This is a genomic window from Parageobacillus sp. NEAU-HV-2 (assembly GCF_059115485.1).
Genome location: NZ_JBXUJJ010000008.1, coordinates 77,629 through 90,924 on the forward strand (window position 1 = coordinate 77,629; position 13,296 = coordinate 90,924).

Here is a 13,296-nt window from a genome sequence, read left to right on the forward strand (position 1 = left end):
AAAGGGGGAAGGAGATATGACGCTCATTCCATGCGAAACATCGATTTATGCGTTTAGTAAACATCACCAGCCTGTCAAAAAGGTGAAATCCGGAGAGACAGTGGTGATTGAAACGTATGATTGCTTTCAAAATCAAATTGCTTCCAACCATACGCCGTTTGACTCCATTGACTGGAATCATATTAATCCGGCGACAGGGCCAATTTATATTGAAGGAGCGGAGCCGGGAGATATTTTATCTGTCAAGATTGAAACAATTCGTTTAAAAGGGCAAGGAGTAATGGCTGTTGGGCCAGGACTCGGAGTATTGGGCGAACGGATTCCGCAGTTTGAAGCAAAAATCATCCCAATTCAAGGGAATAAAGCGATTTTTAACGAAAAAATTGCCATTCCATTAAATCCGATGATCGGCGTCATTGGAGTTGCTCCTAGCGGTGAGGACGTTTCCTGCGGAACACCAGGACCGCATGGCGGCAATATGGATACAAAGCTCATTACAACAGGAGCTACTGTATATTTTCCTGTTTTTGTCGAAGGTGCCCTTTTTGCGTTAGGGGATTTGCATGCAGCGATGGGGGACGGAGAAATCGGTGTGTCCGGCATCGAAATTCCAGGGGAAGTGACAGTTACGTTTCACGTTATTAAAGGCCATTCCTTAAAACATCCTCTTTTGCAAAACGAGGAAGGCATCGCGACGATCGTATCTGCCAAAACATTAGATGAAGCGGTGAAACAGTCGGTGGAAGAGATGGTGGATTTGCTTCTTCCTCATACCGATTTAACATTAAATCATTTAACGATGCTGATGAGTGCGGTTGGACAGACGCAAATCAGCCAGGTGGTAGATCCGCTGGTTACAGCCCGATTCTTCGTGCCGCGCTGGGTGCTCGAGGCATATCAAATTGAATTATTCCAATCGTAAAGGGGTGAAGGGCAATGGCACAGATGGAAGCAAAGCAGACGGGGCAGATAACTATTGAACAGCTTGGATATAAACAGGAATTAAAGCGTTCATTAAGCTTTTTGGATTTGCTTATTTATGGACTTGTATTTATGGTGCCAATTGCTCCTTTTGGCATTTATGGATATGTAGCGGAAGGCTCCAAAGGCATGGTTGCCCTTGCCTACCTTATCGGAATGATAGGAATGATTTTTACAGCACTTAGTTATGCGCGCATGTCCGAAGCGTTCCCCATTGCCGGGTCCGTCTACTCCTATGCACAGCGGGGGATTAACGAGCATGTAGGTTTTATTGCTGGCTGGGTGATATTATTAGACTACATTTTTGTTCCAGCCTTGCTATATCTCGTCAGTGCGGCGGCTTTGGCTGATATTGTTCCGCAAATTCCAATCTATGTATGGTTAGTGCTGTTCATTGGGATTAATACGGTGATCAATATTCTTGGCATTGAAATAACGGCGAGAGCGAATAAGATCATCGTCATTTTAGAGTTAATCGTTTTGGCGATTTTTGTGGTAACCGGCATTATTGCCGTCGCGAAAGGGGTAAACGGAGCGCAGTTCAGCTTTAAGCCGTTATACGACCCGCATCATTTTAGCATGAGAATGGTAATGGGGGCCGTTTCGATCGCCGTGTTAAGTTTTCTTGGCTTTGACGCCATTTCGACGCTGGCCGAAGAAACGAAAGGCGGAAAAAAATCGATTGGCAAGGCTATTGTATTTTCTTTATTAACAGTAGGGGTGCTTTTCATCATTCAAACGTGGGTAGCAGCTCTCATTTGGCCCGACTATACAACGTTTAAAAACGCGGATGTTGCTTTTTATCAAATCGCTGAAATCGCCGGCGGTTCATGGCTGAAGTGGACAACGATTTTGGCAACGGCGTTTTCATGGGGGATTGCCAACGCGCTCGTAGCACAAGCGGCTATTTCGCGCATCCTGTATAGCATGGGAAGGGACAGAAAACTGCCAAAAATATTGTCAAAAGTACACCCAGAATTTCAAACGCCATATGTCAGTACCATTATTGTCGCTGTCATTTCCCTGATTGTCACTACCGTTTTTGCCTCGCAAATTGATAAGCTTGCTTCGCTTGTAAACTTTGGGGCATTAACAGCATTTCTGTTCTTGCACGTTTCCGTGATCAACTATTTTCTGCGCAAACAAGGAAGCAAAGATTATTTGAACCACCTTCTTTTTCCGCTTATCGGTCTAGTGATTATCGGCTATGTATGGTATAGCCTTGATCCGTTAAGCAAAAAACTTGGATTGATTTGGCTCGCTATTGGCCTTGTATATTTGCTTTTCTTAAAATTAACAAACAAAGACTCTAGTTTCGGAGATGAACTGCAATAACGTGATAAAATCCAACGCGTTTTCCGAGCGCGTTGGATTTTATTTTTGCCTAAAGATTCGGGAATGGAAACCCATATGATATAATAAACATAAATAGGTACCTTTAAAGAGAGGGGCTGTATGATGTTTGGAAAAGTCGCCGCTGATGTGCTTGGATTAAGTGATATCGGCTCGGTCATTAAGCCGGAAAACTACGATAAAGTCGACGCCGATGATTACGTAATGCATGAAGATGGGGAGAAGATTTATTTCTTAATTAAATCGAAATCAGATGAGTATTGTTTTACGAATAAAGCGCTGATTCATTTGGATGGCACGAGCGCAACCAGCAAAAAACGCGTATTGCGCCGCTATGATTATTACAAACATCCGATTTCCGACGTGTCGCTCGAAACGGCGGGAACCGTTGATCTAGACGTGGAGATTAAATTTAAAATCGGTGCCCATGTCTATTCGATTGACGTTCATAAAAAGTATTTAGAAGAACTAAAAGATTTATATAAGTCGCTGCTCGCCATCGCCGAGCTTTGCCATGAAAACGAAACGAAGCTGGAGTACGCGCACAAAAGTTTGGAATTGACTGCGAACGTATTCGGGCGCGTGAAAAGTGACACAAATAATTTCTTTGCCGATTTCAAAGCGGTGAATGAACTCGCGTTTCAGTGGCTCGTTGACGCGAAAACAAAATATACGGTGAAAGACTTCGGCTTTGTCTTTGAACGCTATATTAACAATTAACAAGCTAATCTAGTGAGATTCGCGTCAGCCCGAAGAAATAAAAGAAGCGAAGTTTGTTGAATTGAACCGAAACCCTCGACGCATTCCCCTTCTATAATGCGAAGCATTTAGGATGAGTACAGCTGTATTTAAGACAATGGATGCCCCGATTAGAATCTTTGATTTAGTCGGGGAGGTTCACCGGTATATTAATAATTGAGCTGTTCCTTTGTCCCCCGCCATCGGGGGATTTTTATATATCTTGAAATCAATGAACCTTTCATTTTTTTATTGCCAAAGTTTTTCTTATCCTTTAATATTATAACTGTCAATTGTTCGACAATTTCATACATTCGCAGCAAGGTGCCAAATGGAGCGATTCGCTCTTAATGGCTTAATAGGGAATCTGGTGAAAGTCCAGAACTGTCCCCGCAACTGTAAATGCGGACGAAATGAAATCGCCACTGTACGGTACGATGGCATGCGCCGTTTGCCGTATGGGAAGGTTCAGAGTAGGATGAAGCATGAGTCAGTAGACCTGCCTTGCCTGCTTGTACGTTTCCTAATCTTCGGGGGGTGAGAGTAGGAAGCGGCAACGGTGGCTGCCTTTGTGCATACATATTGCCGTTTCTTGCTCATTCCGAGTTAGGAATGGGCTTTTTTATTTTACTTAAGAAGGGGGAACGAAAAATGAAAAAATGGAAACAGTATGTGATGCTGCTTGTATTTGTACTTACATTCGGCCTATTGTTCGGATGCAATGGAGCGAACGAAAGCAAATCGCCTGCGAAAAAAGAAGCAACAAAAACGGAACAAACTGCGTTTCCGGTAACAGTGAAAGATGGATTAGGGGAAGAAGTGACGATTAAGTCGGAACCGCAAAAAATCGTTTCCTTGATTCCAAGCAACACGGAGATTGCCTATGCGTTAGGATTAGGCGACAAAATCGTTGGCGTCAGCGATTTTGACAACTATCCGGAAGATGTGAAAACGAAAGAAAAAATCGGCGGCATGGATTTCAACGTTGAAAAAATTATTTCGCTGAAACCGGATTTAGTGCTTGCTCATGCATCAGGCGCGCACAACTCGAAAGACGGGCTCAAGCAGCTGAAAGATGCAGGCATTACGGTGCTAGTAGTCAATGATGCGAAATCGTTTGCTGATGTATATCATGCGATCGAATTAGTTGGCAAGGCAACTGGAACTGATGGCAAAGCGCAAGAAATCATCAACAACATGAAAACGAAACTGGAAGAAATAAAAGAAAAGGCAAAACAAATTAAACCGGAAGATCAAGTAAAAGTATGGGTCGAAGTATCACCAGCTCCAGAAATTTATACGGCTGGAAAAGGGACATTTATTGACGAGATGCTTCAGGCCATTTCCGCGAAAAACGTTGCCGGTGGCTTGGAAGGCTGGCCGATGGTGACGGAAGAAAAAGCGGTGGCATACAAGCCGGATGTGATTATTACTACCTACGGCGGAGCGAAACAGGTGTTAGAACGCGCGGCGTGGAAAGACGTACCGGCGGTGAAAAACAAGCGCGTATATGATGTCAATACCGATTTAGTCAGCCGTCCGGGCCCGCGTCTTGTTGAAGGAGTAGAGGAACTTGCAAAAGTCATTTACCCGGAAATCTTTAAGTAATGCATCGATGTATATCATTGCCGTAACGGTTGCGGCCGTCTCGCTTTTATTAGGGATATCGATAGGTTCGCTATCGATTCCCTTTTCTACTATTATCAAGATTCTTTTTTCGACCTGGCTTGGGTTGCCGCTGCCCGGCGATGTTCCCGATGATCTCGTGCAAATCGTGATGGCGATCCGCCTTCCGCGCGTGGTGCTCGCGTTTCTTGTCGGCGCGTCGCTGGCAGTTGCGGGAGCGGCGTTTCAAGGGATGTTAAAAAATGCGCTTGCCGATCCGTATACGCTTGGCGTGTCATCGGGAGCCTCTGTCGGTGCGGTGCTCGTCATTTTTTTCGGTATTCAACTGCCGCTCTTTGGCACGTTCACTTTGCCGATCGTCAGCATTTTATTTGGTCTGGGGACGCTCGCACTTGTGCTTTTATTTACAAGGGCAGTGGAACGGCAAATGTCGGTGGAGACGATCATTTTGGCCGGGATTATATTTGGAGCGTTTTTCAGCGCCCTTATTTCTTTGATGATTGCGCTGACTGGGGAGGAATTGAGACAAATTATTGCCTGGCTGATGGGAAGCGTCGCGATGCGGGGCTGGAAATATACGGTGCTTCTCCTTCCGTTTTTTCTGCTCGGCGTCGTTTTGCTTCTTCTGAATGCGCGCGAGCTTAATGCGTTCGCCTTTGGCGAAGCGGCGGCGCTCCATGTCGGGGTGAACGTGATGCGCCGCAAAATCATGATTTTAACGGGAGCCTCGTTATTGACAGGGGCGGCCGTATCGGTGTCGGGAACGATCGGATTTGTCGGGCTTGTCGTTCCTCACATGGTCCGCCTTGTCTGCGGCCCGAACCACCGTTTGTTGCTGCCGCTGTCTTTGCTATACGGCGGGGCCTTTCTCGTGCTTGCCGATTTGCTGGCGCGCACGATCATTTCGCCGCGCGAATTGCCGATTGGCGTCATTACTTCTTTGATTGGCGCGCCGCTGTTTGCGTTATTATTTTTCCGAAGAATGAAAAGAAAGTTGTGATCGATGTGCTGGAAGTAAACAACGTGTCTTACCGCTATCAGCGCAAACAAGTGCTTCATGATATTACCTTTACGGTAGAAAAAGGGGAAATATTTGGCATTTTAGGACCGAATGGCAGCGGGAAAACGACCTTGTTGAAGCTGTTAAGCAAAGAGTTATCCGTGCAAAGCGGCAGCATCACCGTGAATGGACGGCCGCTTCCTTCTTTTTCGCATAAAGAGTGGGCGCGTTTTGCCGCGGTGCTCCCGCAAACGATCGATGTGGCGTTCGGCTATACGGTCAAAGAAACGGTGGAGCTTGGGCGCTACGCCTACCAGCGCCGGTTATTTCCGGTGTGGACGGAGGAAGATGAGCAGGCGGTCGATGCGGCAATTCGTGAAGTTGGCCTCGCTGAAAAAGCGGGCGAAAGCATTGAGCGCTTAAGCGGAGGAGAGCGCCAGCGTGCCTATTTGGCGCGGGCGCTGGCGCAAAATCCCGAGCTGCTGCTGCTCGATGAGCCGACGAATCATATGGATATTACCCAGCAGCTCCATCTGTTAAATCAGCTTGTTCGTTCGGCGAAAGAGAAAAAACTGACCGTGCTTGCCATTTTTCATGATATGAATATCGCCAGTTTATATTGTGACAGGCTTTTAATGCTAAAAGAGGGGAAAGTGGTTGCGCTTGGCACGCCGGAAGAGCTGATGGAGCCGGCGCTTCTCCATTCGGTGTTTCAAGCTCCGGTAAACAGACAGGCGCATCCAACCGTTTCCAAGCCGCTGCTGGCCTTTTTGCCAGAAAAGGGATTGCCAATCGTCGAAGAGCAGGAACTGTCTGAACGCCTTACATGGACAACGATGAACGACTGCATCGCCATCACTGCTGCGGAGCCGCTCAAGGTGTTGTCTTCCGCGCTTGTTGGCTCGGGGTTTCAATGGGCGACCCATTTTGTCAACCGGCAAGTTTCCAAAGACTATAACTGCGAAGATGCGGAATTAGAGATGAAGCAATATTTACAGAAGAGAGGGCTACCCGTCTCCAGTACGATTGGAATGATGACAGCAGTCGACATCCATGATGTCGTTTGCATGTATGAAAAACAAGACGCGTTTTCGCTCTGGGCGGTGGTGACGGCCGGGGTAGGAAATGCCGTTGATGCCGCGCGTTCATGGAAGCGGGTGCAATTCGAGCAAAAAATCGGCACCATTAATATGATGATTTTTATCGATGGGACGTTAACCGATGCCGCCTATGTGCAAGCGGTGATGACGGCGACGGAAGCAAAGGTGAAGGCATTGTATGAAGAAAACGTCCTAGACCCTGAGACGAACACGCACGCGACCGGCACTTCGACCGATTGCATCGCCATTGCTGCGACGCAAACTGGGAACACCTTCGCCTATGCCGGCACGATTACGCCGCTTGGCAAAGCGATCGGCCGCGTCGTTTATGAAGCAACAAAAGAAGCGCTGCGCCGATACCGAAAGCGGAGGAGTTTCTCATGAACCATTTGCTGGCGCTTGCACTGGCGCTTGTGCTCGATTTTTGCCTTGGCGATCCGCGCTGGATGCCGCATCCGGTGCGGGGCATGGGAGCGCTTATCACTTTTTTGGACCAGCGGCTAAACAAAGGAGCATATCGGCGCGTAAAAGGGATTGTAACGGTGGTGGCGGTCACGGGAACGGTGTATATCCTTTCATTGATTGTCGTTAAAATTAGTTATTCGCTCTCTTGGCTCTTTGGGGTCGTCGTCGAAGCGATCCTGATTTTTACCACGATTGCCACGAAAAGCCTGCAAGAAGCTGCCTGGAATGTGCTGTTGCCGCTCGAGCGGGGGGAGATGGAACAAGCGCGCCGCGAGTTAAGCATGATTGTCGGCCGTGATACGGAAAACTTGGATGAATCGGAAATTGTCCGTGCCTGCGTGGAAACGGTGGCGGAAAATACGAGCGACGGCATTACCGCGCCGTTGTTTTACGCGTGGATCGGCGGCGCACCATTCGCGCTTTTTTATCGCGCTGTCAATACGTGCGATTCGATGCTCGGCTATAAAAATGATACGTACCGCGCGTTCGGCTGGGCGTCGGCAAGACTGGATGATGTCATGAATTATATACCGGCGCGTCTGACAGCGGTCGTCATGGTGTTCGTTCATGGCGGCAAGCGATTTCGCTGCTGCTGGCGCGTGCTGTTTCGCGATGCCCGCAAGCATCCAAGCCCAAACAGCGGCTGGCCGGAAGCGGCAATGGCGGCGCTTTTAGGGGTGCAGCTTGGCGGAACGAATACGTATCACGGCATCGTTTCCAGTCGGCCGAAGATCGGTGACCCGCTCGTTCCTTTGCAAACAAAACATATTCGCCAGGCGCTCCGAATTATGGCCGTGACCGTTTTATCGTTTGCGCTGTTATTGCTGATAGGAGGGATGATCGTTGCGTTTACCGGCGCATGGAGCGAATCCTCGCAAGTTATATGAATCCTGCAATATTCCGCTTCCGGAAAGGTACATCGATTTTAGCGTCAATACGAACCCGTATATGCTTCCGCCATCGCTTTGGCCTTCGCAGACGGAGTTTTGCCAATGGGCGATGGAGTATCCCGATCCTGAGGCGCGGCAGTTGGCCGAGCTGCTTGCTGAGAGAGAAGGGGTATCGCCAGAGCAATTGCTTATCGCCAACGGCGCTTCCGAGTGCATTTATTTGCTCGCAAAATGGTTTGCCAATAAACGGGTCGGTATTCTCGAACCGACGTTTTCCGAGTATCGCCGCGCCTGTCGGGCGCATGGCTGCGACATTGTCTCGCTTGCTGCAACGGAAGAGCAAAATTGGAAATATGAGCAACAGAAGTTAATGAAATTAATAGAAGAGGTCGATGTTCTCTTTTTATGCCATCCCAACAATCCAACGGGAACGGTGATGGAAGAAGATGAGCTGTATGCGTTGCTTGCCGCGGCGGAGGAAGCAGGGACGTTTATGGTGATTGACGAGGCGTTTTACCCTTTTTGGCTTGGCGGCTTTACGGTAATGCAGTGGATGAATGACTTTTCCCGCATAATCGTGTTGCGCTCTTTGACGAAAATCCATCATTTAGCAGGAGCGCGAATTGGCTATATGGCCGCAAATGAAACGGTCATGGAAAAAATAAAGGCGTTGCAGCCGCCATGGAGCGTAAGCCGGATTGCCCAGCAGCTGGCGATTCGTTTTTTGCCGCTTGAGGAGTTTGTTGCGCAAACGAAACAGATGATTGCAAGAGAGAGGGAAAGAATCACAGACATATTGCGCGCATATGGCTACTCTGTTTCTCCGTCTGTCGCTAACTTTTATTTATTGCGGCGGCCGGGGTGTTCAACAGAAGAACTATTTTTTTCTTTATTAAAGGAAGGGATTGTACCGCGCCATACCGTAAATTTCCCTGGTCTTGACGGTCGTTATTTGCGCTTTGCCGTGAAAACGAAAGAAGAAAATGACGAATTATTGCATGTGTTAAAGCGGTGGGGAACATGATGGTGTTTATTAGCGGCGGTGTCCGCAGCGGAAAAAGCAAAGTGGCCGAAAGGTGCGTGGAAAAGCTAGCGGCCCCGGAATTCTCCTTGCACTATATTGCAACGGCAAACGCCAATGACAACGAAATGAAGCAACGCATCATTCATCACCAAAAGCGGCGGGAGAAACAAGCGATGCCATGGACCACATGGGAACAGCCTGTTTGCCTTGACCAGCTGGTCGGATCATTTACGAAAAGGGATGTCGTGCTGCTCGACTGTTTGACAAATTGGCTCGCCAATGAGCTGTTTCGTGATGACAGCTGGAAAGAGGAAACATTATGTTTCCGTAAAGCGGCGTACATGTGGGAAACGCTACAGCGGCTGGCGGGAGTGTGCAAAGCGTTGATTATTGTTTCCAATGAATTGTTTTGCGGGGGAGTGCCCGATGATATCGGGACATATCACTATATGAAAATGCTCGGCTGGCTTCATCAGCAAATTGTCGAGGAAGCGGAGGTTGCTGTTTTAGTCCAGCACGGGTTGGCAACGGTCAAAAAAGGAGAGTTGTTCCGATGAAAGCGGCTTGGAGCGGGTTGTTATTATCGTTGCAATTTTTAACGGTGATTCCGGTGCGGAAGCAAATTGATTGGAACAGTGACGTAGCGCGCTGGTCCGTCCGTCTCTTCCCGCTGATCGGCGCCATTATCGGCGTTGTCGCGGCTGTGATGTACTGCCTGTTTTCTGCATTTTCTTCCTTTTCTCCGCTGTTTTTGGCGCTGTTTCTTATGTGGCTATTGGTTTGGCTTGCCGGCGGCTTGCATGCGGATGGCTGGATGGATGTCAGCGATGCCTTTTTTTCATACCGTGACATCAAGCGCCGCCAGGAAATTATGAGTGATTCCCGCGTCGGAGCGTTTGCCGTTTTATCGATTTTCTGTTTACTTTCGTTCCGCCTTTTGTTTTTGTTGGAAACGATACGCGCTGGGCTGAACGCACTTTTTCTTATTGCCGTTCCACTGCTGTCACGAACGGGAGCGGCTTGGCTTCTTATTTGCGGAAAACCAGCAAAGCCAACCGGAATGGCGGCTGCTTTTCGTGAACATACTACCCGCATGGATGGTTATGTGGCGATGGCGGTTAGCATCGTGCTGCTTGCGTGTATTTGCATCATTGATGCTTCCGTGATCGAAAACGTTGGCTTATTGGTAGGCGGAACGATTGCGGCGGTTTGGCTGGCGCGAACTTCGTTTGAAAAGCAATTTGGCGGGATTACCGGCGATACGCTCGGAGCGTTTGTGGAAGGAGTGGAAACGTGGCTATGGTGTCTCATCTGGCTATTACGTTCATCCGGCACGGGCTGACGTCGGAAAATGCGGCGCGGCGATATATCGGGCATACGGACGTGCCGCTTGCAGAGCAGGAAAAAACGCGGCTTCTTAAAGCAAGCTTGCAGCTTTTCGAGCCTGTTGGTTTGCTTGTGTCAAGCGATTTGCTGCGCTGTCGGCAAACGCGCAAGCTGTTGTTTAGAAATGATGATGTCCCAAAATACGAAATGGAGCAATGGCGGGAAATAAATTTTGGCGATTGGGAAGGAAAAACTTTTCCAGAGTTGAAAGAAATAAAAGAATATCAGCAATGGCTGCATTCTCCGCTTTCCGTAGTACCGTCAAATGGGGAAAGCTATCAAGCTTTTTGCCAGCGGGTGGAAGAAGCGCTTGAACAAACCATCCTGCTTGCCAAACAAACAAACGCGAAGCATGTCGCCGTCGTCACGCATGGCGGACCGATTCGTTATGTATTAGAAAGATACGCGCCGATCGAGAGGCCGTTTTGGGAATGGGTGGTGCCGTTTGGCGGCGGGTATACGTTGCAATCGACGCTAGAGAGGTGGAAGGAGAAAAAGCGATGCATTTCATTGTTGGAGGTGCTTTTCAAGGAAAACGAAAATGGGTGTGCAAACATTACGGAATAGAAGAACGAAAGCAAATCCTTTGGTATAACGGATATAAAGGGACATATGGCGGACCGGATGAAAATATATTAGAACGAATCGTAGTACTTGAAGGGCTGGAAGCGGCGATTCGCCGCCTTCCTGACCTCCGTTATTGGGGGCAATTTTTTTCGCGGTGGCAGGAATGGGAGCGGCAATGCCCGGGGCGCACGGTAGTATGGATTGGCACCGATATTACCCAGGGAATCGTGCCGATGGAGCAAGAAGAACGATTATGGCGTGATGTAACGGGGTGGTGTTACCAGCAGCTGGTGCAGCTTTGCAGCCGTGTGGATCGCATTTGGTGCGGATTGGCAGAACGAATCAAATAAAGGGGGAAAAACGATATGAAACTATATACAAGAGCTGGGGATAAAGGAAAAACAAGCTTAATTGGCGGACGGGTGGACAAAGATCATTTGCGCGTCGAAGCGTATGGCACCCTCGATGAAGTCAACTCGTTTGTCGGACAGGCGATGACGCTATTGCATGATGAGAAGTTTCAAGATATATATACAGAACTGCAAAAAATTCAACATGAATTATTTGATTGCGGCGGCGATCTAGCTATTGTGAACGGAAAGCTTCCATATAAAGTAACGGCGGATATGGTCACTTTTTTGGAACAGCGTATTGATGAATATGTGAAAGAAGCGCCGCCGCTTGAAAAGTTCATTTTGCCTGGCGGTTCTCCGGCAGCAGCGGCACTTCATGTAGCGCGCACGGTGACAAGAAGAGCGGAACGGTGCATCGTTTCGCTGCAAAAAGCGGAACCGATCAATGAAATTGTGTTGCAATATGTGAACCGCTTATCTGATTACTTTTTCGCCGTTGCTCGCGTCATTAACGCGCGTTTAGGAGTAAAAGACGTCGAATATGAACGGAGCGCTATTGTGTTTCGAGATCGGGAGGAAAAACAACAATGATAGAAAACAGGAAACGATTTGCGACCATAATTGTTTTCATTAGTTTATCGGTCATCGGCTCGCTATTAAAGCTGCCGACATCTGTCGGCAGCATTGCGTTGGATAGCGCCCCAGCGCTCGTTGCAGCGGCGCTGCTTGGCGCCGGCCCAGGGGCGCTTGTCGCCGCGTTTGGACACATGATTTCCGCGTTTTTTGCCGGATTCCCGCTCGGAGCGTTTCATCTGCTCGTCGCCGGCGAAATGGCCGCACTCGTCTTCGGATTTGCCCTCTTATATCGCCGTAAATGGAAAAAGACGGCCTTTTTTGCCTTTTTTGTCGGAAATGCCTTTTTGTCGCCGCTTCCGTTTGCATTATGGATGGGAAAAGCGTTTGTGATTGCGATTATTCCTGCTTTAGCGGTCGCTACTGCTGCTAATCTTGCCATTGCGGCCGTCGTCACTCCCGTGCTGGTGAAAAGGATGACGAAAGAAGCGGAGAAGGTGCCGTATGCGTGATGTATTGTTTGTGCCGCTTACAGAGGGGATGGAGCTTGCAATGGCCGCCGACGGCTCGGCGGCCATTGGGGAAAAGGAGAAAGATCTTGTAAACGTTCCATATGATATTGTTGCTTATTTTGCGGCGCGCGTCGCTTTAATGGAGCTATTGAGTGTGGGCGCGGAACCTTACGCCGTCGTTTTGCAAAATTTCGCCGCTGATCAAGCATGGGAATCTCTCTGCCGCGGCATTCGTCAAACGTGTGAGGAGCTGCATTCAGACATCCCGATAACGGGAAGCAGCGAGTCGAATTTTTCTACCATCCAATCTGCCGTTGGCGTTACGGCGATTGGCACCATCGCAAGAAGCAAAAAACGGATCGCCGTCACACCAAAAGGCGCGAAATTTGCCGTCATCGGGGAGCCACTTGTTGGGGACGAAGTGTTGAAGCGGAAAGAGCGGATCGTCCCTCTCTCGTTATTTTTGCAATTATTAAAGCAACCGCATATTTATGAGATTGTACCAATCGGCTCGAAAGGGATTTATTACGAACTGCAGCAATTGCTGCAGGCAAACGGACTGGCTTTCTCATCATGTTCCTGCGCGCTGCCGCTTTTTGCTTCAGCTGGTCCGTCTACCGCTATATTAATTAGTTACCATTCTTGTGCGGAAGAGGAAGTCAAAAAGATTGCCAAAGATTTATTTTTTCCACTTCAATTCGATAAATAAAAGGAAGAATATTCTGCAA

General features: G+C 48.4%; 15 protein-coding genes and 1 riboswitch. All 15 genes read left to right on the plus strand.

What is annotated here, in order from left to right; translation table 11 throughout:
- Nucleotides 1–16: 16 nt before the first annotated feature.
- The 15 genes from AC1WMD_RS13480 to AC1WMD_RS13550 all read left to right on the plus strand — a co-directional run bounded on the left by AC1WMD_RS13480 (nucleotide 17) and on the right by AC1WMD_RS13550 (nucleotide 13,277).
- On the plus strand, nucleotides 17–922 hold the full coding sequence (locus AC1WMD_RS13480) for an acetamidase/formamidase family protein (protein WP_043905320.1): 906 nt from the start codon (nucleotides 17–19) through the stop codon (nucleotides 920–922).
- A gap of 14 nt (nucleotides 923–936) precedes the next feature.
- The gene (locus AC1WMD_RS13485; protein WP_043905319.1) at nucleotides 937–2,316 is read left to right on the plus strand and encodes an APC family permease; all 1,380 of its coding nucleotides are present in this window, start codon (nucleotides 937–939) and stop codon (nucleotides 2,314–2,316) included.
- Between the two features lie 123 nt (nucleotides 2,317–2,439).
- Nucleotides 2,440–3,054 (plus strand): PH domain-containing protein, encoded by a 615-nt coding sequence (locus AC1WMD_RS13490; RefSeq protein ID WP_043906605.1) that lies wholly within the window; start codon nucleotides 2,440–2,442, stop codon nucleotides 3,052–3,054.
- A 324-nt stretch (nucleotides 3,055–3,378) separates the two neighbouring features.
- Nucleotides 3,379–3,593: riboswitch (cobalamin riboswitch) on the plus strand.
- Between the two features lie 130 nt (nucleotides 3,594–3,723).
- Nucleotides 3,724–4,680: an ABC transporter substrate-binding protein gene (locus tag AC1WMD_RS13495; RefSeq protein WP_043905318.1), complete on the plus strand. Its 957-nt coding sequence runs from the start codon at nucleotides 3,724–3,726 to the stop codon at nucleotides 4,678–4,680.
- Nucleotides 4,646–5,698, plus strand: a complete 1,053-nt coding sequence (locus AC1WMD_RS13500; protein ID WP_043905317.1) for a FecCD family ABC transporter permease — start codon at nucleotides 4,646–4,648, stop codon at nucleotides 5,696–5,698. Before AC1WMD_RS13495 ends, AC1WMD_RS13500 begins: the two co-directional genes overlap by 35 nt.
- Entirely contained in the window at nucleotides 5,698–7,182 is a 1,485-nt protein-coding gene (locus tag AC1WMD_RS13505; RefSeq protein ID WP_494257684.1) for an adenosylcobinamide amidohydrolase, read from the plus strand. Before AC1WMD_RS13500 ends, AC1WMD_RS13505 begins: the two co-directional genes overlap by 1 nt.
- On the plus strand, nucleotides 7,179–8,150 hold the full coding sequence (gene cbiB / locus AC1WMD_RS13510) for an adenosylcobinamide-phosphate synthase CbiB (RefSeq protein WP_043905316.1): 972 nt from the start codon (nucleotides 7,179–7,181) through the stop codon (nucleotides 8,148–8,150). The genes AC1WMD_RS13505 and cbiB overlap by 4 nt, the downstream gene beginning before the upstream one ends.
- The gene (gene cobD, locus AC1WMD_RS13515; protein ID WP_494257600.1) at nucleotides 8,107–9,177 is read left to right on the plus strand and encodes a threonine-phosphate decarboxylase CobD; all 1,071 of its coding nucleotides are present in this window, start codon (nucleotides 8,107–8,109) and stop codon (nucleotides 9,175–9,177) included. The genes cbiB and cobD overlap by 44 nt, the downstream gene beginning before the upstream one ends.
- Nucleotides 9,174–9,734, plus strand: a complete 561-nt coding sequence (locus tag AC1WMD_RS13520) for a bifunctional adenosylcobinamide kinase/adenosylcobinamide-phosphate guanylyltransferase (RefSeq protein WP_494257602.1) — start codon at nucleotides 9,174–9,176, stop codon at nucleotides 9,732–9,734. Before cobD ends, AC1WMD_RS13520 begins: the two co-directional genes overlap by 4 nt.
- On the plus strand, nucleotides 9,731–10,519 hold the full coding sequence (gene cobS, locus AC1WMD_RS13525; protein ID WP_494257603.1) for an adenosylcobinamide-GDP ribazoletransferase: 789 nt from the start codon (nucleotides 9,731–9,733) through the stop codon (nucleotides 10,517–10,519). Before AC1WMD_RS13520 ends, cobS begins: the two co-directional genes overlap by 4 nt.
- Nucleotides 10,477–11,130 carry a histidine phosphatase family protein gene (locus tag AC1WMD_RS13530; protein ID WP_494257686.1) on the plus strand — a complete coding sequence of 218 codons (654 nt, stop codon included), beginning with the start codon at nucleotides 10,477–10,479 and terminating at the stop codon, nucleotides 11,128–11,130. Before cobS ends, AC1WMD_RS13530 begins: the two co-directional genes overlap by 43 nt.
- Nucleotides 11,064–11,480 (plus strand): bifunctional adenosylcobinamide kinase/adenosylcobinamide-phosphate guanylyltransferase, encoded by a 417-nt coding sequence (locus AC1WMD_RS13535; protein WP_043905311.1) that lies wholly within the window; start codon nucleotides 11,064–11,066, stop codon nucleotides 11,478–11,480. The genes AC1WMD_RS13530 and AC1WMD_RS13535 overlap by 67 nt, the downstream gene beginning before the upstream one ends.
- Before the next feature lie 15 nt (nucleotides 11,481–11,495).
- The gene (locus AC1WMD_RS13540) at nucleotides 11,496–12,074 is read left to right on the plus strand and encodes a cob(I)yrinic acid a,c-diamide adenosyltransferase (RefSeq protein ID WP_043905310.1); all 579 of its coding nucleotides are present in this window, start codon (nucleotides 11,496–11,498) and stop codon (nucleotides 12,072–12,074) included.
- Nucleotides 12,071–12,568: an ECF transporter S component gene (locus tag AC1WMD_RS13545; RefSeq protein ID WP_494257605.1), complete on the plus strand. Its 498-nt coding sequence runs from the start codon at nucleotides 12,071–12,073 to the stop codon at nucleotides 12,566–12,568. The genes AC1WMD_RS13540 and AC1WMD_RS13545 overlap by 4 nt, the downstream gene beginning before the upstream one ends.
- On the plus strand, nucleotides 12,561–13,277 hold the full coding sequence (locus AC1WMD_RS13550) for an AIR synthase related protein (RefSeq protein ID WP_494257606.1): 717 nt from the start codon (nucleotides 12,561–12,563) through the stop codon (nucleotides 13,275–13,277). The genes AC1WMD_RS13545 and AC1WMD_RS13550 overlap by 8 nt, the downstream gene beginning before the upstream one ends.
- The last annotated feature ends 19 nt before the right edge of the window (nucleotides 13,278–13,296 follow it).